The sequence below is a fragment of the Faecalibacterium sp. IP-1-18 genome (genome assembly GCF_023347355.1).
GTDB lineage: Bacteria > Bacillota > Clostridia > Oscillospirales > Ruminococcaceae > Faecalibacterium > Faecalibacterium prausnitzii.
On sequence record NZ_CP094472.1, the window covers coordinates 984,511 to 1,007,557 of the forward strand.

The 23,047-nt window shown below is 61.5% G+C and carries 21 protein-coding genes; 15 read left to right on the top strand and 6 right to left on the bottom strand.

What is annotated here, in order from left to right:
- Positions 1-85: 85 nt before the first annotated feature.
- The 13 genes from MTP43_RS04780 to MTP43_RS04840 all read left to right on the top strand — a co-directional run bounded on the left by MTP43_RS04780 (position 86) and on the right by MTP43_RS04840 (position 13,300).
- Entirely contained in the window at positions 86-1,003 is a 918-nt protein-coding gene (locus tag MTP43_RS04780) for an FMN-binding protein (protein WP_097782442.1), read from the top strand.
- Between the two features lie 22 nt (positions 1,004-1,025).
- Positions 1,026-1,670: a ferredoxin-like protein gene (locus MTP43_RS04785; RefSeq protein ID WP_055186098.1), complete on the top strand. Its 645-nt coding sequence runs from the start codon at positions 1,026-1,028 to the stop codon at positions 1,668-1,670.
- A 12-nt stretch (positions 1,671-1,682) separates the two neighbouring features.
- Positions 1,683-3,839, top strand: a complete 2,157-nt coding sequence (locus tag MTP43_RS04790) for an aldehyde ferredoxin oxidoreductase N-terminal domain-containing protein (RefSeq protein WP_249235128.1) — start codon at positions 1,683-1,685, stop codon at positions 3,837-3,839.
- Positions 3,840-3,878: 39 nt separating this feature from the next.
- Positions 3,879-4,796, top strand: coding sequence for a hypothetical protein (locus MTP43_RS04795; protein WP_249235129.1), 918 nt, complete (start codon positions 3,879-3,881; stop codon positions 4,794-4,796).
- Positions 4,797-5,214: 418 nt separating this feature from the next.
- The gene (locus MTP43_RS04800) at positions 5,215-6,468 is read left to right on the top strand and encodes a molybdopterin molybdotransferase MoeA (RefSeq protein ID WP_249235130.1); all 1,254 of its coding nucleotides are present in this window, start codon (positions 5,215-5,217) and stop codon (positions 6,466-6,468) included.
- Positions 6,458-6,976 (top strand): molybdopterin-guanine dinucleotide biosynthesis protein B, encoded by a 519-nt coding sequence (mobB, locus tag MTP43_RS04805; protein ID WP_112090634.1) that lies wholly within the window; start codon positions 6,458-6,460, stop codon positions 6,974-6,976. Before MTP43_RS04800 ends, mobB begins: the two co-directional genes overlap by 11 nt.
- 13 nt (positions 6,977-6,989) lie before the next feature.
- Positions 6,990-8,009, top strand: coding sequence for a molybdopterin-binding protein (locus MTP43_RS04810; protein WP_249235131.1), 1,020 nt, complete (start codon positions 6,990-6,992; stop codon positions 8,007-8,009).
- A gap of 197 nt (positions 8,010-8,206) precedes the next feature.
- Entirely contained in the window at positions 8,207-8,704 is a 498-nt protein-coding gene (gene moaC, locus MTP43_RS04815) for a cyclic pyranopterin monophosphate synthase MoaC (protein WP_242915370.1), read from the top strand.
- Positions 8,697-9,674 (top strand): GTP 3',8-cyclase MoaA, encoded by a 978-nt coding sequence (moaA, locus tag MTP43_RS04820; protein ID WP_249235132.1) that lies wholly within the window; start codon positions 8,697-8,699, stop codon positions 9,672-9,674. The genes moaC and moaA overlap by 8 nt, the downstream gene beginning before the upstream one ends.
- Positions 9,675-9,680: 6 nt before the next feature.
- Positions 9,681-10,613: an MOSC domain-containing protein gene (locus MTP43_RS04825; protein WP_249235133.1), complete on the top strand. Its 933-nt coding sequence runs from the start codon at positions 9,681-9,683 to the stop codon at positions 10,611-10,613.
- 74 nt (positions 10,614-10,687) lie between these two features.
- Positions 10,688-11,572, top strand: coding sequence for a molybdate ABC transporter substrate-binding protein (gene modA, locus MTP43_RS04830; protein ID WP_249235134.1), 885 nt, complete (start codon positions 10,688-10,690; stop codon positions 11,570-11,572).
- Positions 11,573-11,582: 10 nt separating this feature from the next.
- Positions 11,583-12,254: a molybdate ABC transporter permease subunit gene (gene modB / locus MTP43_RS04835; RefSeq protein ID WP_249235135.1), complete on the top strand. Its 672-nt coding sequence runs from the start codon at positions 11,583-11,585 to the stop codon at positions 12,252-12,254.
- Entirely contained in the window at positions 12,251-13,300 is a 1,050-nt protein-coding gene (locus MTP43_RS04840; RefSeq protein ID WP_015536826.1) for a sulfate/molybdate ABC transporter ATP-binding protein, read from the top strand. Before modB ends, MTP43_RS04840 begins: the two co-directional genes overlap by 4 nt.
- A gap of 143 nt (positions 13,301-13,443) precedes the next feature.
- Here MTP43_RS04840 and MTP43_RS04845 read toward each other — a convergent pair whose 3' ends face one another.
- The 6 genes from MTP43_RS04845 to secA all read right to left on the bottom strand — a co-directional run bounded on the left by MTP43_RS04845 (position 13,444) and on the right by secA (position 21,472).
- On the bottom strand, positions 13,444-13,791 hold the full coding sequence (locus MTP43_RS04845) for a DUF1667 domain-containing protein (protein WP_015536825.1): 348 nt from the start codon (positions 13,789-13,791) through the stop codon (positions 13,444-13,446).
- 5 nt (positions 13,792-13,796) lie between these two features.
- Positions 13,797-15,050, bottom strand: a complete 1,254-nt coding sequence (locus MTP43_RS04850; RefSeq protein WP_097784925.1) for an NAD(P)/FAD-dependent oxidoreductase — start codon at positions 15,048-15,050, stop codon at positions 13,797-13,799.
- Positions 15,043-16,488, bottom strand: a complete 1,446-nt coding sequence (locus MTP43_RS04855; RefSeq protein ID WP_113621326.1) for an NAD(P)/FAD-dependent oxidoreductase — start codon at positions 16,486-16,488, stop codon at positions 15,043-15,045. Before MTP43_RS04855 ends, MTP43_RS04850 begins: the two co-directional genes overlap by 8 nt.
- Before the next feature lie 241 nt (positions 16,489-16,729).
- On the bottom strand, positions 16,730-17,296 hold the full coding sequence (locus MTP43_RS04860) for a glycerol-3-phosphate responsive antiterminator (RefSeq protein ID WP_097784923.1): 567 nt from the start codon (positions 17,294-17,296) through the stop codon (positions 16,730-16,732).
- A gap of 35 nt (positions 17,297-17,331) precedes the next feature.
- Complete coding sequence (locus tag MTP43_RS04865; protein WP_097784922.1) at positions 17,332-18,549, bottom strand: M20 metallopeptidase family protein; 1,218 nt, start codon at positions 18,547-18,549, stop codon at positions 17,332-17,334.
- Between the two features lie 82 nt (positions 18,550-18,631).
- Entirely contained in the window at positions 18,632-21,472 is a 2,841-nt protein-coding gene (gene secA / locus MTP43_RS04870) for a preprotein translocase subunit SecA (RefSeq protein WP_249235136.1), read from the bottom strand.
- A 264-nt stretch (positions 21,473-21,736) separates the two neighbouring features.
- Here secA and MTP43_RS04875 point away from each other — a divergent pair, with 264 nt between their 5' ends.
- Together MTP43_RS04875 and rpsO are read left to right on the top strand one after the other, a co-directional pair.
- Positions 21,737-22,573 (top strand): CPBP family intramembrane glutamic endopeptidase, encoded by an 837-nt coding sequence (locus tag MTP43_RS04875; protein WP_154265682.1) that lies wholly within the window; start codon positions 21,737-21,739, stop codon positions 22,571-22,573.
- 156 nt (positions 22,574-22,729) lie between these two features.
- On the top strand, positions 22,730-22,984 hold the full coding sequence (rpsO, locus tag MTP43_RS04880; RefSeq protein WP_005925047.1) for a 30S ribosomal protein S15: 255 nt from the start codon (positions 22,730-22,732) through the stop codon (positions 22,982-22,984).
- Positions 22,985-23,047 lie beyond the last annotated feature (63 nt).

Here is a 23,047-nt window from a genome sequence, read left to right on the forward strand (position 1 = left end):
GACCGCTCCGCTGTTGCAGCAGCCAGAGCGGCCTCAATTGTTGTCCGGGGTTACCCGGCAAAATAAAAAACAGGCAGGTGATAACATGAAGCAGGCAACCAACCCGTTTGCGCCCGTACCGCTGTGGCGCAAGCGGCTGCCGGGCTATGCAGCCATGGGCGTTGCGACCATCGCCTTGGCGGTCGGTCTGACCACCTTGCAAAGCGCACGCACCACAGTTGCCGGTACCCTGCTGCCGGTGTCGGAGGCGGATGCAGCCGCCTACGGCATCAGCGCAGTGTACCAGCTCGACGATGGCAGCTACCGCGTGGAGGGCTCTCAGAAGGGCTTCCAGAGCGATGTGCAGGCTGCCGTGACCATTGACGCCGAGGGCAATGTTTCCGCAGTAGAGATCCTCTCTCAGGATGAAACGGAAAGCCTTGGCGGCCAGTGCGTTAACCCGGAGTTCACGTCCCAGTATCAAGGCGCAGCTCCCTTCACGCTGGCAGGCAAAAGCTACACCGTAACGGACCCCGTTACCGGTGCCGCCTATGCCGCTGCCGGTGCGGCGGAGGAGCAGCCCGCTGCTGCCGGGGATTTTGACCCCGCACAGTGGCGCACCTTCGATACCTCTCCCGAGGCCGAGGCTACCCGCAAGATGTATGCTGCGGGGCTTACCTTCTCGGCGTTGAAGGGCGAGGCACTGGGCGATGAGCTGGCTCCGCCGCTGGATTCCAGCGCAGAGGCCGTGGCACGGCGCAAGCTGTACGCAGCCATGCTCAGCAAGAGCGCACTGGACGGCGAGCCGATGGCGATCCCCTTTGCGGATCTCTCGGCAGAGGAGCAGTCCAAGGCGCGTCTGGAGCAGGCCAGCCTGACCACCACCGGCAATGCGTCCGGTGCCGTCAGCGCAGACCTGACCGAGGTGGACGCCCTTTCCGGCGCGACCATCACCTCTTCGGCTGTGACGACCATCGTCAACAACTCGTATTTCTATGTGACCGGGGTACTCTGCGCAGAGTGACCTCAACGGAGGAATGGAACCTATGGCAAAAACTGATTTCCTGACGGCTGACATGACTCGCCGTCAATTCATGAAGATCTCGGGCAAGAGCCTTGCAGGGCTCACCCTGTCCGCTTCCATGCTGTCCCTGTTCGGCTGCTCTCAGCAGCAGGTGGATTCCGGCGCAGTGGCCACTTGGGCACTGCCGCAGGGCCTGCTGGTGGTCAACGCAGACCTGTGCACCGGCTGCCAGCGCTGCGAGATCAACTGCACCCTGACCAACGATGGCGTGTGCTCCTCTTACATCAGCCGCGTCAAGATCCAGCGCCGTCTGAATCTGGACGGCGCAGGCAACGGTCTGCTGTCCGGCACGGATAACTGCTTTGTCTACTTCCCGGATACCTGCCGCCAGTGCGAGGACCCCGCCTGCGGCAACGCCTGCCCGCAGAAGGCCATCACCACCGACGACCGCGGCATCCGCGTAGTGGATACCGACAAGTGCATCGGCTGCGGTGCCTGCCATGATGCCTGCCCGTGGCATATGCCCACCGTCAACCCCGAGACCGGCAAGTCCTCCAAGTGCATCGCCTGCGGTGCCTGCGTGGCAGGCTGCCCGTCCGGCGCTCTGTCCATCGTGGATTGGGATGCCGTTACCAGCGCAGCACAGGCTGCATACTTGGATCTGTAAGGAGGAACTACAATGGCTGAAAGTTATGGCTGGGCAGGCAAGATCCTGCGCGTCAACCTGACCACCGGCGAGATCACCACGCAGGATGACGAAAAGTACCATAAGTATATCGGCGGTATGGGCATGGCCTACCGCATTATGTATGAGGAAGCTCCCATGGAGCTGGACCCCTATGACGAGAAGGCTCTGGTCATCTTTGGTGTCGGCCCCCTGACCGGCGCAGGCGTGCCCTGCTCCGGCCGTATGAACGTGACCTTCCGCTCTACCTGGTCCAAGGGTCACTCCATTATCGATGCACACATGGGCGGCCACATCGGCTCCATGCTGAAGTATGCCGGTTACGATGGCATCGTGATCAGCGGCATCTCCGAAAAGCCCGTCTACCTGCGCATCGAGGACGGCAATGTCTCTCTGGAGGACGCAAGCGAGATTTGGGGCAAGGGCACCTTTGCTGCCAATAAGTGGATGGTAGAGCAGAACGGCCGCGAGTTCGAGACTGCTTCCATCGGCCCTGCCGGTGAGAATCTGGTGGACTACTCCACCCTGAACACCAGCTTCGGCAACTCCGGCGGCGCCGGTCTGGGCGCTGCCATGGGCAACAAGAAGCTGAAGGGTCTGGCCATCCGCGGCACCGGTAGTGTCAAGGTCGCTGACCCCAAGAAGGTGCTGGAGCTCTCCAACTACATGATGGGCAACCTGATCGGCGGCAACAACAACCACAACGTGCCCGCACAGCCCCAGAGCTGGGCAGAGTACAGCGCCACCTCCGGCAAGAACCGCTGGTCCGGCGCGCCCGGCCGTATGTGGAAAAAGGCTCCCGGCGGCCCCGTGGATACCGGCGAGCAGCCCTACAACGATATCAACAAGGTGGCTCTGCGCTGCTTCAAGGGCTACTTCGATTTTGGCGCTCCCGCTGCCGAGTACACCGTGAAGAACGGCGGCTGCTCCTCCTGCCCCATCCGCTGCTACACCGAGTATGACGTAGATCCGCTGGCAGATTACGATCTGCCCACCCACAACTCCAACACCTGTATGCCCGTGCTGTACGGCACCCGCGTCTACCCGGATGGCGTGCACGACTTCAAGTACGAGGGCGATGGCACCATGGTCATCAATCTGGCATGGTCTCATGCTGTGGACGACATGGGTCTGTGGGACAACTACGGCAACCTGAACCGCGACCTGCTGTGGATCCTGCGGATGCCCCGCGAGGAAGCCACCAAGTACATCAGCGAGGCCGAGTACGACTCTCTGCCCTGGGAGTGGGAGAAGGCCGGCGATCCCCGCTGGGAGGTCGAGCTGATCCGCCGCATGGCTTACGGCGAGGGCGATCTGTCCGTTATCGCCAAGGGCACGCTGGCCATGATGGAAAAGTTCGGCCTGCCCAAGAGCTGGCTGGACCGCGACGATGGCGCTACCAACTCCAACCTGATCTACAACGGCTTCCCCAACCACCACGGCCCTGCTGAGGCATGGCAGGTTGGTATGCTGTACAACCTCGTCTATAACCGCGACTGCATGATCCACGAGATCGTCTGCGAGACCGGTTCCGGCGCTCCCTATGAGGTGACCAAGAAGGTCATGGAGGACTTCTTCGGCGAGGGCTGCTACGACAAGGCCAAGGCCTACACTCCCATCAACGAGAACAAGGCAAAGCTGGCTGCCTACTGCGTCAACGACAAGAACTTCCACGACTCCGCTACCCTGTGCAACTGGATGTGGCCCATGACCCAGTCTCCCTCCAAGGAGCGCGACTACCACGGCGATCTGGATCTGCAGGCAGACTTTATGACTGCTGTTACCGGCGAGACCTATACCCAGGCCGGTCTGCAGGAGGACGGCGCGCGCATCACCCAGATGCTGCGCGCGATGACCGCCATCAGCTTCCAGCAGAACTGCGGCAGCGCAAACCTGCGTCAGGAGCACGATGCCATCTGCGATTGGGTGTTCGATAAGGACCCCGACTTCAAGGCATTTGAGGAAGGCACCACCAAGCTGGATCGTGCCGACATGGAGAAGGCTAAGGATCTGTTCTACGACATCTTCGGCTGGGACCGCACCACCGGTGTGCCCACCCGCGAGACGCTGGAGAAGTATGATCTGGCTGACATGGCTGACGATCTGGAAAAGCGCGGCATCTACGCCCAGAACACCGCAGCAGCTGAATAAATCCAACAGATAAATCCCATAGAAAGAGGAAAGACCGTCATGTTGTTTGGCAGACGTAAACCCGGCTACACCACCACGGTGGATGGCAGCGTAGACCCGGAACAGGCCGTTCTGGAGCTGCAAAAGGCAGAACTGGCCGCCAAGAAAAAGCCCAAGGCAGAGGTGTTCGACATCGACGCCGCAAGCGAGACTGCCCGCCGCCTGAAGGAGACCGGCAGCACCTTTGACGGCAGCGCCGCCAAGACTGGCGAGGACGTGATCGCCGCAGTGGAGCGGGAGACCGCCGAGCTTGCCGCAAAGCAGGCCGCCGAGGCCGCACCCGAAGCCGCCGGGGCTGCGCAGCCCGATGCTGCAAAACCGGAGCTGCTGGATTTTCTGGCAAGTGAGCCGGAGGCGGAAAACGATCCCTTTGCGGATCAGCCCACCAAGACCGCCCCGGAGCTGCCGGAGCTGACCCCTGCACAGGAGCTGGCTGGTTACATCCGTGCCCGCTCTGCGGCTGCGCTGATTACCCCCCACGCTTTGCTGCTGGAGGAAGTGGAAAACGCCGACGAGCTGCTGGCGCAGATGCCCGCAGACCCCCAGTGCACCGATATCGTCACCCGCGCGGGTGCAAAGGACACCTACTACTATTCCAACGCCAACATGAGCGATAACTACGCCATGATCGCGCAGCTCATCGAAGACAAGGATCTGTGTGTGATGTTCGCCGAGATGGTGCGGTTCAACGCCCGCATCTACCCCAGCGCCACTCCGCTCAAGTACTTCCAGCGCTCCCCCTACGGCCTTGCGCCGGAGGTCATCGAGCAGACTTGGAAGGCCATGCAGGAGAACCCGGAGTATGCCGATATCGAGGAGCTGACCAACAACCAGAACGAGCGGTTCCTCTTTTCCACCAAGCACCTCACCCGCCGCTACGCCAAGGCCATCAGCGACGTGGACGATTTCTGCGATTAAACCATAAACTACAATTGAATCAGGGTATAAGAGCTTCTTTGAGCAAAGGTGTCTAAACCACACAGGCACTGACACCGCGCCGCAATGCTAAGGGCTGCATAAGCCGGCATTCAAGGGTGGCGGGGGAAACCCCACCGCCTTCCCGCAGAAGAAACGCTGCAATTTGAAAAAAAGAACTCCTCCCATCTTCACAGGTGCTTTTTGGCTGTGTGCTGCCGCTGCAAGGGCGGCGCATAGCCAAAGGCTGCCACCGGCGTAGCAGACTGCAAACTGCCGCAGCCGGTTTTGTGGGGATATTCTGCGGAGGCGTTTTGATTTTCCGGTCAAGACGTCTCCGCTTCTTTTTCACCTGCCTTTTTTGAAAAAAGAATACCCCTGCTCCCCCGCCTGAGCCATAGCAGGCCGGGAGAGCGGGTCTATGGAGGAAGTTATCATGAATCAGCCTTTCTGCTCCCCCGTTCAGGCGCTGCGCAGCGTGCTGGACGCGGCAGCGCTTCTGCCTTCTCCGTCCCCGGAGACTATCCCGCTGGAAGCCGCCTGCGGGCGCATTGCCGCCGGTGACCTCTGTGCCAAGATGGATCAGCCCCCCTTTGACCGCAGCCCGCTGGACGGCTACGCCCTGCACAGCGCGGATACCGCCGGTGCAAGCCGGGAGACCCCGGTCACCCTGCCGGTGGTGATGAAGCTTTACGCGGGCGATGCCCCGGCTGCGGCGCTGCCCGCAGGGTGCGCTGCCCGCATTATGACCGGCGCACCCCTGCCGGAGGGTGCGGACTGCGTCCTGATGCAGGAACTGACCGACAGCGGCGAAGAGACCGTGCAGCTTTATGCCGCCGTAAAGCCCCTGCAAAACGTGGTGTTCCGGGGCGAGGATGTGGCCGCAGGCGCGGTCATCGCGCCCGCCGGGACGGTGCTCTCCCCCGCCCATCTGGGTGTGCTGGCCGGGCAGGGCTACGCCGAGGTAACCGTCTGCCGCCCGCTGAACGTGGGCATCCTTTCCACCGGCAGCGAACTGCTGGAACCCGGCGCACCGTGGGCACCCGGTAAAATTTACGATGCCAATGGCATCCAGAATGCCGCCCGACTGCGTCAGCTGGGCTTTACCGTGGAGCGGCAGCAGTGCTCCGATAGCCCGGAGGTCATCACCGGCAAAATGCAGGAGCTGCTGACTTGCTGCGATGCTGTCATCACCAGCGGCGGCGTCTCGGTGGGGCAGAAGGACTATCTGCCCCTTGTACTGGAAAAGCTGGGTGCACAGCTGCTGGTGGAGGGCGTAGCCCAGAAACCCGGCAGCCCCATGCTGGCGGCTACACTTAACGGTAAGCTGGTGTTCTGCCTGTCCGGCAACCCTTTTGCCGCCGCTGCCACGCTGGAGCAGTACGCCATCCCTGCGCTGCTGCGCGCCGCCGGACGCCGGGAGGAGAGCTGCATCCCCGCCCGCACCGTCTGCACCCTGACGAACGGCTTTTCCAAACCCAGCAAGGGCAACCGCTACCTGCGGGCGACTGCCTGCGGCGGCAAGGTAACGCTGCCCGGCGCGGGCAGCACCGAGGTGCACTCCTCCGGTGCGCTGTCCGCCATGATGGGCTGCAACTGTCTGGTGGAGATCCCCGCCGGAAGCGGGCCGGTAGAACCCGGTATGGAAGTGGAGGTGCTTTGCTTTGTACAGTGAACAAAAACAGGCGCTGGCCGAAACACAGGCGCTCAAGCGCCCGGCGGTGCTGGCGGTCAGCGGGGTGCACAACAGCGGTAAGACCACCCTGCTGGAAAAGCTGCTGCCCGTGCTGCGCAGCCGTGGACTGAAGGTAGGTGTCATCAAGCACGACGGCCACGATTTTACTCCGGACGTGCCCGGCACCGACAGCTACCGCCTGCGGGAAGCCGGTGCCGAGGGCGTGGCGGTCTACTCCGGCACGCGCTACCTGCTGACCGAGGAATTTCGCCTGACCGAGCAGGATCTGCTTGCCCTGTTCGAGCGTCACGGCTACGACCTTGTGCTGCTGGAAGGGTTCAAGTCCAGCGGCTGGCCGAAGATCGAGGTGGTGCGCAGCGCCATTTCGGATGCGCCCGTCTCCTTCCAGCCGCTGGCGGTGGTGGGGGATATCCCCGGCGCAGATTTTGACCTGAACGATATTCCGGCACTGGCAGACTGGATCGAAGCCCAGATGCCCGCGCTGTAAGGAGAATGCCATCATGAAACTGATCCGTACTGTTGACGCCGCAGGGCAGGTGCTCTGCCATGATATCACCCAGATCATCCCGGGCGAGTACAAGGATGCCCGCTTCCGCAAGGGGCACGTCATCCAGCCCGAGGACATCCCCGTGCTGCTTTCCATCGGCAAGGAGAACCTCTACGTCTGGGAAAAGCACCCCGGCATCCTCCACGAGGACGAAGCAGCCGCCCTGCTGTACAAGGCCGCTGCGGGCAAAAATATCCACGGCACTGCGCCGAAAGAGGGCAAGATCGAGCTGATTGCGGACTGCGACGGCCTGTTGAAAATCAACCGCAGGGCGCTAATGGCTGTGAACAGCACCCCGCAGATGATGATCGCCACCATCCACGGCGACCTGCCGGTGAAAAAGGGCCAGAAGCTGGCCGGTACCCGCATCATCCCGCTGGTCATCGAGCAGGAGAAGATGGACGCCATGCAGGCCGCTGCCGGGGCAGAGCCTATCCTGAACGTGCTGCCCATGCAGGCCAAGAAGGTGGGCATCATCACCACCGGCAGCGAGGTGTTCAAGGGACGCATCGAGGATAAATTTACCCCCATCCTGCAAAGCAAGCTGGCTGTCTACGGCTGTGAGATGGTTTTCCACAAGGTCTGCGATGACGACCCCGCCGGGATCACCGCCGCCATTCTGGAAGCCAAGGCCGCAGGGTGTGAGCTGATCTTTACCACCGGCGGCATGAGCGTGGACCCCGACGACCGCACCCCGCTTGCCATCAAAAGCACCGGGGCGGATATCATCACCTACGGTGCACCGGTGCTGCCGGGCGCGATGTTCCTTGTCAGCTATCTGGACGGTGTGCCGGTGTGCGGTCTGCCCGGATGCGTGATGTACGCCAAGCGCACCATTTTTGACCTGCTGCTGCCTCGCCTGCTGGCAGATGACCCCATCACCGCCGAGGATATCGCCCGTCTGGGCGAGGGCGGCCTGTGCCTGAACTGCGAAGTGTGCCACTGGCCGAACTGCGGCTTTGGGCACTGCTAAGGGCAGCTTGCTCGCCCTCTCCGTCACGGCTTACGCCGTGCCACCTCTCCCAAAGGGAGAGGCCTTGGCAAAGAGATGAAGTTTGCGTGGACTGCCAAGGGCTCCCACTTTGGGGGAGCTGGCGAATGAAATGAGCCTGAGAGGGCGAGGACGTTTGCAAATTTGATTCATTTTAAAATAAGAAAGATACGATCTTTATGAATGATAATAATCTGACACATTTTGATGCCGCCGGCAACGCCGTGATGGTGGACGTGAGCGCAAAGCCCGTCACCACCCGGGAAGCCATTGCCCACGGCATTATTACCATGAACGCCGAAGCCTTTGCCGCAGTGCAGAGCGGCACTGTGAAAAAGGGTGATGTGCTGGGCGTGGCGCGCATTGCGGGCATTATGGCCACCAAGCGCACCAGCGAGCTGATCCCCCTGTGCCATCCGCTGCCGCTGACAAAGGTAGGCATCGAGTTCCGTCTGCTGCCCGAGCGGCAGGCCGTGGAAGCCCTTTGCACCGTAAAAACCAGCGGCGTGACCGGCGTGGAGATGGAAGCGCTGACCGGCGTTTCCACCGCGCTGCTGACCATCTACGATATGTGCAAGGCCGTGGATAAGGGCATGGAGCTGGGCGAGATCCATCTGGTGGAAAAGACCGGCGGCAAGAGCGGCCACTATATCCGGGCGGAGGGCGGCTATGTTTGATCGTTATCAGCGCGAGATCCATTATCTGCGCCTGTCGGTGACCGACCTGTGCAACCTGCGCTGCCGCTACTGTATGCCGGACGGCGTGGAAAAGCTGGAGCGGGAAGCCGTGCTGACCTACGAGGAATTTCTGCGCTTGGCCGCGCTGTTTGCCCGGTGCGGCATCGACACCGTGCGGGTGACCGGCGGCGAGCCGCTGGTGCGCAAGAACGTGGCGCAGCTGGTTGCAGGGCTTAAAGAGACTCCGGGCATCCGCCGGGTCACCCTGACCACCAACGCAGTGCTGCTGGCAGAGCAGCTGCCCGCCCTGCTGGACGCCGGGCTGGACAGTGTGAACATCAGTCTGGACACTCTGCGCCCGGAGGTGTTCCGGCAGATCACCGCCCGGGACGATTTTGCCGCCGTGCAGGCGGGCTTGCAGGCGGCGCTGGAAAGCGGCCTGCCCGTCAAGCTGAACTGCGTGCCGCAGGCGGGCGTCAACGAGGGCGAGCTGGAACAGCTCGCTGCTCTGGCAAAGGACAACGCCATGCAGGTGCGGTTCATTGAGATGATGCCCATCGGCTACGGCGCTGCCATGCCCTGCATCTCCGGCCCGGAACTGCGGGCGCGGTTTGCCCGGCGCTGGCCGGAGCTTGCGCCCCTTTCCCCGGCGCAGGAGCACGCCTTGGGTGACGGCCCGGCGGTGTACTACACCGTGCCGGGCTGGCAGGGCAGCATCGGCTTTATTGCAGCGGTGCACGGCAAATTCTGCGCTTCCTGCAACCGGGTGCGGCTGACCAGTCAGGGCTTTTTGCGCCCCTGCCTTGCCAGCGAGACCGGGTGCGACCTGCGCGCCCTGCTGCGCAGCGGCGCGGACGATGCGCAGCTGCTGGCCGCCATCCGGGAGACCATCTGGGCAAAGCCCCGGGAACACCATTTTAACGACAGTTCCATGCCCGCTACCCGCGGGATGTATCGCATTGGAGGATAAATAACTATGGGTAAGCTTCTGGCAATCTGCACCAGCCCCAAGCGGGGCACCGTAAAAACCGAGGTGCCCAGCGCCGTTTTGACCCCGGAATGGGGCATCGTGGAGGACGCCCACGGCGGCAGCTGGCACCGTCAGGTCAGTATGCTCAGCGCCGAAAAGATCGAGGCGTTCCGCAAGAAGATCTGGGTGGACTACGGTGCCTTCGGCGAAAATCTGGTCATTGAGGGTTTCGATTTCCGCAATCTGCCGGTGACCAGCCGGTTTGCTATCGGGGATGTGGTGCTGGAAATGACCCAGATCGGCAAAGAATGCCACAACGACTGCGTCATCAAGCAGCAGACCGGCGAGTGCATCATGCCCCACGAGGGCGTGTTCGCCCGGGTACTGACCGGCGGCGAGATCCATGTGGGGGACGAGGTGACCCTGCTGCCCGCACTGGAAAACCCGCCCCTGCGCGCTGCCGTCATCACCCTTTCCGATAAAGGCAGCCGTGGTGAGCGGGAGGATAAAAGCGGCCCGCTGATTGTAGAGATGCTCACCGCCGCTGGCTATGTGGTGGAGGAGACCATGATCCTGCCGGACGAAGCCAAGGCGCTGAAAACGCAGCTCATCCGCATGGCAGACGGCCGTCAGGTGAACCTTGTGCTCACCACCGGCGGCACCGGCTTCTCCCCCCGGGACATCACCCCGGAAGCCACCTGCGCCGTTGCCGACCGCAACGCCCCCGGCATTGCCGAAGCTATGCGCTATCACAGCCTGAGCATCACCCCGCGCGGGATGCTGAGCCGCGGCGTCAGCGTGCTGCGCGGCAAGACCCTGATCGTCAACCTGCCGGGCAGCCCCAAGGCAGTGCAGGAGAACTTGGAGTACATTCTACCCAGCTTGGAGCACGGGGTACGCATCGCCGCGGGTCTGGACGGCGAGTGCGCCCGTAAGTAAGGTTTCCTGCCCTGTTTTCCTTTACGGGGCGTAGAAATATACTATTTTTTCACTTAAAGTAAGGAGAAACAGAGATGAACGACCATCGCATTTCCCGCCGGAGCTTTCTGGCCGCTGCCGGTATGGCTGGTGCAACCGCTGCCCTCACCGCCTGCGGCGGTGCTGCTTCCAGCGCAGCATCGTCCGTGGCTTCCTCTGCCGCCGCTTCCTCGGAAGCAGCACAGAGCGTGGAGTTGATCGTGTTTGCCGCCGCCTCCCTCACCGAGACACTGAATGCGATCGGTGAGAGCTACACGGCAGAGCACCCGGAGGTGACCTTCCGTTTCAACTTCGACTCTTCCGGCACCCTCAAGACCCAGATCCAGGAGGGCGCGGATTGCGATCTGTTCATCTCTGCCGGTCAGAAGCAGATGAACCAGCTGGACATCACCGCTTCTGCCGATGTGAACAAGGACGGGCTGGACTTTGTGGATGCCGACAGCCGCGTGAACCTGCTGGAAAACAAGGTGGTGCTCTGCGTGCCGGAGGGTAGCGACAAGGGCATTGACAGCTTTGACGCACTGGCCGAGCACCTGAAGGCGCAGGATATCCTGTTCTGCATGGGCAACAGCGATGTGCCCGTGGGGCAGTACACCCAGAAGATCCTTGCCTACTACCAGCTGGACGAAGCTGCACTGGCCGCTGCGGGCGTGATCACCTACGGTTCCAACGTCAAGGAGGTGACCACGCAGGTCACCGAAGGCAGCGTGGACGCCGGTGTCGTCTACTGCACTGATGCGTACAGCGCCGGTCTGACCCCCGTGGACGAGGCCACCAGGGAGATGTGCGGTCAGGTCATCTACCCCGCCGCCGTGCTGAAGGCCGCCCCCAACGCCGAGGCTGCCAAGGAGTTTTTGGCTTACTTACAGACCGACAAGGCCATGACCGTGTTCGAGGGCGTGGGCTTCAGCGCCGTATAAAGGAGCAGACATGGACTGGTATCCGTTGTGGAACAGCCTGCGCATTGCTTTGATCAGCTGCGCGGCGGTGTTCTTTCTTGGCATTTTTGCGGCCTATTATATTGCCCGTCTGCCCCGGGTGGTCAAGGGTGTGCTGGATGTGCTGCTCACCCTGCCCATGGTGCTGCCGCCCACGGTGGTGGGCTACTTTCTGCTGCTGCTCTTCGGCGCAAAGCGGCCGCTGGGCATCTTTTTCATGCAGCATTTCGGGGTAAAGCTGGTCATGAACTGGTACAGCGCCATCTTTGCCTCCATCGTGGTGGCATTTCCGCTGATGTACCGCACCGCGCGCGGCGCATTTGAAAGCTTTGACGAAACGCTGGCGTGGTCGGCGCAGACGCTGGGACAGTCCGATACATGGATCTTCTGGCGGGTGCGGATGCCCGCCTGCCGTCAGGGCATTCTGGCGGGCACGGTGCTGGCCTTTGCCCGGGCACTGGGCGAATACGGCGCTACCAGCATGATCGCGGGCTACACCCCCGGCAAGACTGCCACCATCGCCACCACAGTCTACCAGCTGTGGCGCACCAACGATGAACTGGGTGCTATGCGGTGGGTGCTGGTGGATATCGTCATCTCGGCGGTGGTGCTGCTGGCTGTGAACCTGCTGGAGAAAAAACAGAAAGCGGGTGCCCGGAAATGAGCCTTGAAGTCAACATTGAAAAAAAGCTGGACGGCTTTACCCTCCGTGCTGCCTTTACCGCCGGCAACACCTCCACCGCTTTGCTGGGCGCTTCCGGCTGCGGTAAAAGCATGACATTGCGGTGCATCGCGGGCATCGTAAAGCCGGACCGCGGACGCATCGTGCTGGACGGGCGGGTGCTGTTTGACAGTGCGCAGCACATCGACCTGCCGCCGCAGCAGCGGGGCGTGGGACTGCTGTTCCAGAACTATGCGTTGTTCCCCAATATGACCGTAGAACAGAATATCCTTTGCGGCCTGAAGACGGAAAAAGACCCCGCTGCCCGCCGCGTTGCCTGCGCCGAGATGCTGCGCGCCATGCGGCTGGAGACGCTTGCCAAGCGCTATCCCGCCCAGCTTTCCGGCGGGCAGCAGCAGCGCGCCGCGCTGGCACGCATTCTGGTGGGCAAGCCCCGCATCCTGATGCTGGACGAGCCCTTCAGTGCACTGGACAGCTACCTGCGGGAGGAGGTAGAGGGCGAGGTAGGCAGCCTGCTGGCAAATTTTGTGGGCACCGCCCTGCTGGTGACCCACAACCGGGACGAGGCCTACCGCCTTTGCAAAGAAATGATCGTGCTGAACGAGGGGCAGGTGCTGCGTGCCGGTACCACCAAGGCCGTTTTTGCCGACCCGCAGAGCATCGCTGCCGCGCGGCTGACCGGCTGCAAGAACATTCTGCCCTGCACCCCGCTGGACAGTCACACCGTCCGTCTGGACGGCTGGGACACCACCTTGCGGCTGGTGCTGCCCGTCCCGGCGGGCTGCACCGCCGTGGGCATCCGCGCCCACGACTTTACGCCCTGCGCTGCGGATGCGCCCAACGCCATCCCGGTAAAGGCGGTCTCCACCAGTGAAAACCCCTTTGACTGGAACCTCATCTGCACCTCGCCGGAGGGTGCGGCGCAGCTGTGGTGGAAGGTAGGCAAAACCAGCCTTTCTGCCGCCGCCCCGGAGCCGCCCCAGTATCTGTGTGCCGCCCCGGAGAGCATCATGCCGCTGAAAGGTTGAGAAAACGAATGGCCTGCACTGCGTTCCGGCCATATTCAGCGGAAAGAATCATTTGAAAATAGGGGATTTCCCCACACGCAAAGCAGCCGCTGCACGGTAAGATGCAGCGGCTGCTTTGCTTATTTGTGTAAAAAGGAGAGTACTTATGCCATATCACGGCAGGTCACAATGTCTGCCCCGGTGCCGCAGACGTCGGTCAGCACCACATCGCCCACATGGATGGGGGCGTGCAGCACCACGCTGTCCAGCGCTGCGACTACCTCGGCCATCTGTCCCTTGGGCACAGGCTTGGAGGTCTTGACCGGGCAGCGGGAGTGCAGGCAGCCCTCGGCGCGCACGGTGCTGGTGATGATGCGGGTGGGGTGGGTCAGCTCTTCCTTGCCGTAGGCGATGCCGTTGGGGCAGCCGTTACCGGTCACTTTATAGTCGTTGGCTTCATCCACCTGCAGATGGCAGCCCTGCGGGCAGCAGGTGCAAATTACTTCTTTCATCTCGCTTATGCCTCCTCGATCTCAATGGTCACTTCGTCCATGGGGGCTCTGTCCAGCAGCACTTTGGGCAGGGCAATGTGCTCCATCTCGCCGGGGGCAAGGCGGTCACGCTTGAAGTGTGCGATCACCGTATCACCGCTCTTGACAAGGATGGTGCTCTTGCCGCAGATGCGGCGGACGCGGAAGGACACGTTGGTGCTCTTTTCCACGCCTTCCAGACGGATGCGCTGCGGCAGGGTGTAGCCGAGGTCTGCGCCGGGCTTCACGGTCAACACACGCCCCGTGGCCACAGGGCCGTTCTGGATATAGTTGGCAGCGGCTGCGCCGGCCAGCTCGCTCTCGCCGGAAACAAAGTCCACCAGATCATGCACCTGCACCACGTTGCCGCAGGCAAACACGCCGGGGATGCTGGTCTCCATGTTTTCGTACACGATGGCGCCCTTGGTGCGGGGGTCCATCTCGATGCCGGCCTGCTTGGTCAACTCGTTTTCGGGGATCAGACCCACGCTCAGCAGAATGGTGTCCACATCAAACTCCATCTCGGTGCCGGGGATGGGCTTGCGGTCGGGGCCGATCTCAGCCACGATGGCCTTTTCCACGCGGTCCTTGCCCTGAATATCCACGATGGTGTGGGAGAGGTACAGGGGGATGTCAAAGTCGTTCAGGCACTGCACGATATTGCGGGTCAGGCCGCCGGAGTAGGGCATCACTTCTACGCAGGCCAGCACCTTTGCACCCTCAAGGGTCATGCGGCGTGCCATGATCAGGCCGATGTCGCCGCTGCCGAGGATCAGCACCCGCTTGCCCACCAGATAGCCTTCCATGTTCACATAGCGCTGTGCGGCACCGGCGGTGTACACACCGGCAGGGCGGGTGCCCGGGGTACCAATGGCACCGCGGGTGCGCTCGCGGCAGCCCATGCCCAGCACGATGCTCTTGGCCTCGATGATCTGGTAGCCGTGTTCCTTGGAGACGCAGTGCACCTTTTTGTCCGGGGTCACTTCCAGCACCATGGTGTCCAGCTGCACTTTTACGCCGGTGTCCTTGAGCATCTCAATAAAGCGTCCGGCATACTCCGGGCCGGTGAGCTGCTCGCCAAAGCGGTGCAGACCAAAGCCGTTGTGGATGCACTGGTTCAGAATGCCGCCCAGTTCCTTGTCGCGCTCCAGAATAAGGATGTCGCGCAGACCGCTTTCCCATGCCTTGCAGGCAGCAGCAAGGCCCGCAGGGCCGCCGCCAATAATGACCAGATCAACCATTGCTCTTTCCTCCTACCTTCGTTTCGCTGAGCAGAACGTTCGAGCCGTTCTTGTCCTGCAGGATGTCCAAGGGGTCTATGCCCAGCTCGCGGCTGATCAGCTCCAGCACGCGGGGGCCGCAGAAGCCGCCCTGACAGCGCCCCATGCCTGCACCGGCGCGGCGCTTGACGCCGTCGATGGTGGTGGCGGGCACCTCGCTGTGGAGGGCTGCCAGGATCTCGCCCTCGGTGATGGTCTCGCAACGGCAGATCACGCGGCCGTAAGCGGGCTGCTCCTTGACAAGCGCTGCTTTTTCCTCTGCGGAAAGTTCCTTGAAGCGGATGTGGCGGCGGCCGTCCTTGTAGTCAGCCTTTTCAGTGCCCAGAACACCGCGCTCTTTCAGGATGGCAACAGCTTCCTCCGCAACCGCCGGGGCAGCGGACAGGCCGGGGCTCTTCATGCCGGCCAAGTCGATCCAGCCGGGTGCTTCCGGCTCTTCACCAATGATAAAGTCGTCCACGTCCAGATTGGCGCGCACGCCCGCAAAGCTGCGGATGGACTCGCCGAAGTTGATGCTGGGCACGCTGCGTTGGGCAGTGGTCTTGACAAATTCCAGACCGCTGCTGGTGCAGGAGGTGTCGTTGCCCTCCACCGGCTCTGCGTTGGGGCCGACGAGCAGGTTGCCGTGCACGGTGGGTGCCACCAGAACGCCCTTGCCCAGCGCGTTGGGACACTGGAAGATGACGTGACTCACGCGGGTGCCCTCGCTCTTGTCCAGCAGATAGTACTCGCCCCGGGTGGGGATGATGTGGAAGTTGGCGGGCTCCACCATGGAGTGTACCTTGTCTGCCCAGATACCGGCAGCGTTGATGACACAGCGGGCTTCCACGGTGCCGCCGGGCACGGTCAGACGGTAGCCGCCCTCGATGGCTTCGGCATTGGTTACTTTGCAGCTGCGGCGCAGCTCCACGCCGTTGCGTACTGCCACCTCGGTCATGGCCAGTGCATACTCCCACGGGTTCACGATGGCGGCGCTGGGTGCCCACAGTGCACCGCAGACCTTCTCGGAGAGGTTGGGCTCCATGGCAAGGGTCTCTTCCCGGGAAAGAATCTTCATGTTGGGCACGCCGTTTGCGGTGCCGTTCTCGAACAGATGCTGCAAATGGGGCAGTTCCTTCTCGTCCAGTGCCAGCACCAGCGAGCCGCACTGCTTATAGGAGACATCCAGCTTTGCGCAGATCTCCTTGGCCAGTGCCACGCCGCGCACGTTCAGCCGTGCCATGCGGGTGCCGGGGGCGGGGTCGTAGCCTGCGTGGAGAATGGCACTGTTGGCCTTAGTGGTGCAGTCTGCCACATCGTTCTCGGCCTCAAGAATGACCACCTTGTTGTCGTAGCGAGACAGTGCGTAGGCGGTATCGGCACCGATGACGCCACAGCCGATGATTGCTACATCATACATTGTTTTTTTCCTCCTGTCCGTTCTGCCTTGGCCCGTCGGGAGCTGGGCAGCTGTTGATGGTACAAAAAAAGAGCGAACCGAAACAAAGGCAACTGCCCTTGTCCGTTTCGCTCATATCTCTTGAAACAAACAGCACTTGTTTGCTCTTATGATACCCTGTCCCTGCACAAAAAGCAAGGTGTTTTGCACTTTTTGTGAAACCCTTACAAAAAACACCGGTTGCTTTTGCGCAGAATGCGGGTCACATATTCCATACCGCCTGATTGGTGGTGGAAATGGCAGTGATTCCGGCTTCCAGCGCGGCCATCACGTCCTCTTTATCAGCAATAAGGCCGCCGGCGAGCACCGGCACTTTGGCGGTAGCGCACACCCGGCGCAGGATCTTGGGCATGGTGCCGGGCAGCAGGTCCAGACAGTCCGGCAGATTTGGCGGAATCTTATCCAAACTTTCCAGTGCGATGGAATCCAGCAGGAATACCCGCAGAATGGCGGCCAGCCCAAGCTCCTTGGCACGGCGGATGAAGGACTGCCGGGTGGAGATGATGCCGTCGGCCTCGGTGGTATTGCGGATAAAGTCCACAGCCACCTCTTTGCCCGCCAGCCCGGCAATAAGGTCTACATGCACCGCGGCAAAGCGCCCGGCTTCGTGGATGCGGCGCACAATGGAGGCAATATTGCAGATATCTCCGTATAATACGAATACCACCCGGATGTTCTCGTTGGTCAGCGCATTGCAAAGCCCGGCATCGTCCTTGACGGCCGCAATGACTGGTGTTTCCTGAATGGCATCCATCAGCTCCTGTTTCATGCTTCTCCTCCTGCCCGGCGTTCTGTGGGGCAATTTTACTGGTGCTCTGCCAGCCAGCGCAGCGCCATATAGGTGTAGGCTGCCGTGCCGCGGTACAGGATGCTGTCATCAAAGCGCACCTTGGGGTGGTGCTGGCCGTAGGTGTAGCCCTCTTTAGCGTTGCCGGCAGCTAAGAACATACTCACGGTGGGTACCTCGTGGCTGACAAAGGCGAAGTCCTCGCTGCCGCCGCCGGGCTTGCCGCCGGTGAGCGGGGTCATATCCATAGCACCCTTGCCCAGCAGTTCGGTCATATAGGTCAGGGCATTGCCCGCCAGCGGGGTGTCCACCACCATGCAGGGGCAGTAATCGCTGAACTCCACCTCGGCGGTGCAGCGGTAGGCGGTGGCCACGCCCTGCGCAATTTCGGTCATGCGCTGATGGATCAGGGCACTGACCTTCTGCTCCGGGTCCACGGTGCGGATGGTGCCCCACATATCGGCAGTATCCGGGATGACGTTGGAAGCCTTGCCTGCCTCGAACCGGCCGGTGGTGAACACGCCAAAGCCTGCGGGGTCCAGCTCGCGGCTGTTGATCTCCTGCAGGGCAATGTGGATGTGCGCCGCTGCGGTGATGGGGTCGATGCAGGCGTTGGGCATGGAGCCGTGGCCGCCTTTGCCGTGCACAACGATGTGGTACTGCTCGCAGCTGGCCATGGTGATGCCGCCGCCCGGCACCAGCACCATACCGGCGGGCAGGGGCATCCCGGCCAGCACATGGAACATGACCGCTGCGTCCACCTTGGGGTTCTCCAGCAGGCCGCTGTTGATCATATCCAGCGAGCCCTGAAAAATCTCCTCTGCGGGCTGAAACTCCAGCTTTACCGTGCCCTCGATCTCGTCCTCGTGCTCCTTGAGCAGCTTGGCTGCACCCAGCACCATGGCGGTGTGCATATCGTGGCCGCAGCCGTGCATCTTGCCGGGCAGCTCAGAGGAAAACTCCTCGCCGGATTCCTCCTGCAAGGGCAGCGCGTCCATGTCGCCCCGCAGCAGGATCACCTTACCGGGACGTTTGCCCCCGGCAAGCGCCACCACGCCGCACTTGCCGCAGTCCTGCGGGGTGTAGCCCATCTCGGTCAGCGCTTTTTTGACCAGTGCCTTGGTCTGGGGCAGGTCAAAGCCCACCTCCGGGTGACGGTGCAGTGTGCGCCGCCATTCCTGCAGCTGCGGTTCCAGCGCCTTGGCGGCTTCCAACAGTTTTTCCGGTGCGATCATTGTAAAATCAACTCCCTCTGAATTTATGCGGAAAGCCCTCTCGGCCACAGCAGAACCATGACGGGAGGGCTTGTCCTTACGGTTATTCTTCCCCGCCGTTATTGCCAGTCGGGTGGTACTGGGCACAGGTGCACTTTTTGAACTTCAGGCCGCTGCCGCAGGGGCAGGGGTCGTTGCGGCCAATTTTGACCACACGCACCGGCTGACCCTTGGGGCTGCCCTTGACGCCGGGTGCACCGTTGCCGGGCACAAAACCCTCGCCGGTGGGCTTTGCCACCTGCTCCCGCTTGGGGGCGGAACCGGCGGCGCGCAGCTCGATGGTAAGCAGCATCTTGACGCTGGACTCCCGGATGGAATCCACCATCTGGTCGAACATATCAAAGCCTTCGATGCGGTATTCCACCACCGGGTCCTTCTGACCGTAGCCGCGCAGCGCGATGCCCTGCCGCAGCTGGTCCATGTTGTCGATGTGGTCCATCCACTGGCGGTCTACGCACTTGAGCAGGCAGATGCGCTCCAGCTCGCGCATGACGGGTGCACCGTAGCGCACCTCCTTGGCCTGCAGGATCTGCATCCCGCGGTCGTACAGCATATCGGCAATGCCCTGCTGGGAAAGGTTATCAAAGTCCGCCACAGTGTAGTGGAAGTCGGCATCGGTGGTCAGCCAGCCCTGATAGTGGCGGCGCAGGGCGCCAAAATCCCACTCGTCCTTCACATCGCCGGAAAGGAACTGGGCGCAGCTGGAATCGATGTTCTCTCGCAGCATCTTGTGCATCTCGGTGCTGATGTCCTCGCCGTCCAGCACCTTGCGGCGCTGCCCGTAGATGATCTCGCGCTGCTGGTTCATCACATCGTCGTACTTCAGCACGTTCTTGCGGATCTCAAAGTTGCGGCCTTCCAGCTTTTTCTGGGCGCTTTCCAGCGTATTGGTGATCATGCGGTTCTCGATGGGAGTATCCTCGTCGATCTTCAGGGTGTTCATCAGGCCGGACACCCGGTCGCCGCCGAACAGACGCATCAGGTCGTCCTCAAGGCTCAGGTAGAAGCGGGAAGCGCCCGGGTCGCCCTGACGGCCGGCACGGCCGCGCAGCTGGTTGTCGATACGGCGGCTCTCGTGGCGCTCGGTGCCAATGATGAACAGGCCGCCTGCGGCGCGCACCTCGTCGGCCTCTGCGTCAATGGCGGGCTTGTACTGGGCGTACAGCTGGTCAAAGCGCTGACGTGCGGCCAGAATGTTGGCATCGGTGGTCTCACCGTGGCCGTTGGCTTCGGTCAGCAGCAGCTCCACGGCTGCCGGGTCGGCATCCTGCGGGGTGTCGGGGTTGAGCAGGTTCTCGCAGAAGTGCTCCTTGCGCATCTGAGCCTTTGCCATGAACTCGGCGTTGCCGCCCAGCATGATATCGGTACCACGGCCTGCCATGTTGGTGGCGATGGTGATGGCACCCTTTTTACCGGCCTGCGCTACGATCTCGGCTTCGCGCTCGTGGTTCTTGGCGTTCAGCACGTTGAAATCCCGGGTATGGCGCTGTAACATTTTGGCGAGGATCTCGCTCTTTTCCACGCTGACAGTACCCACCAGCACAGGCTGACCGTTCTTGTGGCACTCCATTACCTGCTCGATGACGGCGCGGTACTTGCCCTCCACGGTCTTGTAGATGGCGTCCGGGTAGTCCTTGCGCTGCACCGGGCGGTTGGTGGGCACGCTGACGATGTTCAGGCCGTAGATCTCGGTGAACTCGGTGGCTTCGGTGCGGGCAGTACCGGTCATACCAGACAGCTTTTTGTACATACGGAAGTAGTTCTGGAAGGTGATGGTGGCCAGCGTCTTGCTCTCGGCGGCGATCTTCACGCCCTCCTTGGCCTCGATGGCCTGATGCAGACCCTCGTTGTACCGGCGGCCGATCATCAGACGGCCGGTGAACTCGTCCACGATGATGACCTGACCATCCTTGACCACATAGTCGATATCCCGCTGCATCACGCCGTAGGCTTTGATGGCCTGATCGATGTGGTGGGCAAGGGTCATGTTCTCGGCGGCGGCAAGGTTCTCCACCTTAAAATAGGCTTCAGCCTTTTTGATACCGGCGGCGGTCAGGGTACAGGTCTTGTGCTTTTCGTCCACAACGTAATCGCCATCGGCCTGCTCGTCGGTGGAGACCTTATCTTCCAGCTCCACCACCACGCTCTTGTGCAGGGTGCGTACAAAGCGGTCCACCTGGGTATACAGGCTGGAGGAGTCCTCGCCGCGGCCGGAGATGATCAGGGGGGTGCGGGCTTCATCGATCAGGATGGAGTCCACCTCGTCCACGATGGCGTAGGCGTGGCCGCGCTGCACCATGTTGGCCTTGTAGGTCACCATGTTGTCGCGCAGGTAGTCAAAGCCGAACTCATTGTTGGTGCCGTAGGTGATATCGGCATTGTAGGCGGCCCGGCGGGCATCGCCGTCCATGCCCTGTACGATCAGGCCAACGGTCAGCCCCAGCCAGCGGTAGAGCTTGCCCATCCACTCGCTGTCGCGCTTGGCCAGATAGTCGTTGACGGTAACAATGTGCACCCCTTCGCCGGTCAGGGCGTTCAGGTAGGCGGGCAGGGTAGCCACAAGGGTCTTGCCCTCACCGGTCTGCATCTCGGCAATATCGCCGCGGTGCAGGGCAATGCCGCCGGTCACCTGCACCGGGAAGTGCTTCATGCCCAGCACACGCCATGCAGCCTCGCGGCAGACGGCAAAGGCATCCGGCAGGATGTCGTCCAGCGTTTTGCCCTCGGACAGCTGCTGCTTGAACACGGCAGTCTGCGTCTGCAAGTCAGCATCGGACATGGCCTGATACTTGGGCTCCAGTGCCAGCACCTGTTTGGTGATGGGGTTCACCTTTTTCAGCTCCCGGTCAGAGAAGCTGCCAAAAAGTTTTTCAACAAGGGACATAGATCACACCTCATAAATCTTAAAAATCGGGCCGTGATGCGCCCGGAATCGCGCATAACAATACAAGTATATGATACACCAAAGCGGCAGACACGTCAAATCTGCAAGGCTATTTTAGCCCGTTTTTACATGAACTTTCTGTAAAAAGATGCTGCAAGCCGTTCACAGCCCCCGATCTCCCGGCAGCACACTTTATTTTCGCCCTATCGCTTTGGGGAGAATCGTGGTAGAATAGGACTATCATTGATAGGGAGGGCTGTACTTATGCTCAAACGGCTGCGCACTGCGCACCCCATTCTTTATTGTATCCTGTCTGAGGTGCTGTTCCTTGGCAGCATGGTCTTGTTCAGCCTGCTGGCTACCATCGGGCTGGCAGCGGCAGGCGCGGATTTTGACACCATGGACGGCTATCTGCTGGGTTCTGTGCAGGAGGCTGTGGGGTTGGTGGTGGCGCTTTTGCTGCTGGCCCGCACCGGCAGGCTGGACCTGTTGCACCGGCGCGGCTGCGGCTTTCTGAACGGAATGCTGGTGGGCATGTACCCGCTGTTCTTCATCGGGTATACGACCGTTGGGACGCTGGCCTTTGACCGCCCGGACACGCCGCTGCTGCCGCTGCCCCGCATCCTGACCTTTATGCTGAACATGATCCTTGTGGGCGTGGCTGAGGAGCTGGTGTTCCGTGGCATCATTGCCCAGACCCTGCTGGAGCGCTACGGCACCGCCCGCGCCGGGGTGTGGAAAGCCTGTCTTGTGTCCGGCGTGCTGTTCGGCGCGGCGCACCTGAGCAACCTGCTCGGCTCGGTACCCTTTGGCGTGCTGATGCAGTGTGTGTTTGCAGCCTCGCTGGGCGTGATGCTGGCCGCCATCTACTTCCGCACCGGCAATCTGTGGGTGACGGTGTTCCTGCACAGCGCCATGGACATTGCCGCCATGCTTATCGGCGGGCTGTACGGCACCACCAGCGTGGCCGAGAGCGTGAGTGGCTACGATGCCTCGCGGCTGCTTTCGGTGGCGGTGTACCTGATCCCCACCCTGTTTCTGCTGCGCAAAAAGAAGCTGCCGGAGGTGCAGCTGTACTGGGGCGGCATTGTAAAAAATTAAGGCTTGCGGACAAAAATCTTCTTGCAATCTGCCGGGCAATCTGGTATACTGTATCTGTTACCGTGGTACGGGGCTGGGAGTATGCCCGCTTTTGGGAGAACCGTTTCCCGCCGCTGTGCCATAGGCAGATAAATTACTTGAAAGAGGTACTGTATTATGAATAAGCAGGAAGTTATGGCCAAAGTCGCTCTGACCGAGAAGGACACTGGCTCCCCCGAGGTTCAGGTCGCTCTGCTGACCGCTCACATCAACGAGCTGAACGAGCACCTGAAGAAGAACCCTAACGATCACCACAGCCGCCGCGGTCTGCTGAAGATGGTTGGCCGTCGCCGCAATCTGCTGGCTTATCTCCAGAAGAAGGACATCGAGCGTTACCGTGCTCTGATCGCAACTCTGGGTCTGCGTAAGTAATTTTAACGGAGGGCAGGTACCGCAAAGGTACCTGCCCTTTGCTTTATGTATAACTCCATGTAT

What these genes read in the sequence shown, in the direction of transcription:
- MTP43_RS04780 (WP_097782442.1), top strand. Translation starts at nt 86, where the DNA reads ATGAAGCAGGCAACCAACCCGTTTGCGCCCGTACCGCTGTGGCGCAAG.
- moaA (WP_249235132.1), top strand. Translation starts at nt 8,697, where the DNA reads ATGTTTGATCGTTATCAGCGCGAGATCCATTATCTGCGCCTGTCGGTG.
- moaC (WP_242915370.1), top strand. Translation starts at nt 8,207, where the DNA reads ATGAATGATAATAATCTGACACATTTTGATGCCGCCGGCAACGCCGTG.
- modA (WP_249235134.1), top strand. Translation starts at nt 10,688, where the DNA reads ATGAACGACCATCGCATTTCCCGCCGGAGCTTTCTGGCCGCTGCCGGT.
- MTP43_RS04855 (WP_113621326.1), bottom strand. Translation starts at nt 16,488, where the DNA reads ATGTATGATGTAGCAATCATCGGCTGTGGCGTCATCGGTGCCGATACC.
- MTP43_RS04810 (WP_249235131.1), top strand. Translation starts at nt 6,990, where the DNA reads ATGAAACTGATCCGTACTGTTGACGCCGCAGGGCAGGTGCTCTGCCAT.
- rpsO (WP_005925047.1), top strand. Translation starts at nt 22,730, where the DNA reads ATGAATAAGCAGGAAGTTATGGCCAAAGTCGCTCTGACCGAGAAGGAC.
- secA (WP_249235136.1), bottom strand. Translation starts at nt 21,472, where the DNA reads ATGTCCCTTGTTGAAAAACTTTTTGGCAGCTTCTCTGACCGGGAGCTG.
- MTP43_RS04785 (WP_055186098.1), top strand. Translation starts at nt 1,026, where the DNA reads ATGGCAAAAACTGATTTCCTGACGGCTGACATGACTCGCCGTCAATTC.
- MTP43_RS04865 (WP_097784922.1), bottom strand. Translation starts at nt 18,549, where the DNA reads ATGATCGCACCGGAAAAACTGTTGGAAGCCGCCAAGGCGCTGGAACCG.
- MTP43_RS04825 (WP_249235133.1), top strand. Translation starts at nt 9,681, where the DNA reads ATGGGTAAGCTTCTGGCAATCTGCACCAGCCCCAAGCGGGGCACCGTA.
- modB (WP_249235135.1), top strand. Translation starts at nt 11,583, where the DNA reads ATGGACTGGTATCCGTTGTGGAACAGCCTGCGCATTGCTTTGATCAGC.
- MTP43_RS04875 (WP_154265682.1), top strand. Translation starts at nt 21,737, where the DNA reads ATGCTCAAACGGCTGCGCACTGCGCACCCCATTCTTTATTGTATCCTG.
- MTP43_RS04795 (WP_249235129.1), top strand. Translation starts at nt 3,879, where the DNA reads ATGTTGTTTGGCAGACGTAAACCCGGCTACACCACCACGGTGGATGGC.
- MTP43_RS04860 (WP_097784923.1), bottom strand. Translation starts at nt 17,296, where the DNA reads ATGAAACAGGAGCTGATGGATGCCATTCAGGAAACACCAGTCATTGCG.
- MTP43_RS04800 (WP_249235130.1), top strand. Translation starts at nt 5,215, where the DNA reads ATGGAGGAAGTTATCATGAATCAGCCTTTCTGCTCCCCCGTTCAGGCG.
- MTP43_RS04840 (WP_015536826.1), top strand. Translation starts at nt 12,251, where the DNA reads ATGAGCCTTGAAGTCAACATTGAAAAAAAGCTGGACGGCTTTACCCTC.
- MTP43_RS04845 (WP_015536825.1), bottom strand. Translation starts at nt 13,791, where the DNA reads ATGAAAGAAGTAATTTGCACCTGCTGCCCGCAGGGCTGCCATCTGCAG.
- MTP43_RS04850 (WP_097784925.1), bottom strand. Translation starts at nt 15,050, where the DNA reads ATGGTTGATCTGGTCATTATTGGCGGCGGCCCTGCGGGCCTTGCTGCT.
- MTP43_RS04790 (WP_249235128.1), top strand. Translation starts at nt 1,683, where the DNA reads ATGGCTGAAAGTTATGGCTGGGCAGGCAAGATCCTGCGCGTCAACCTG.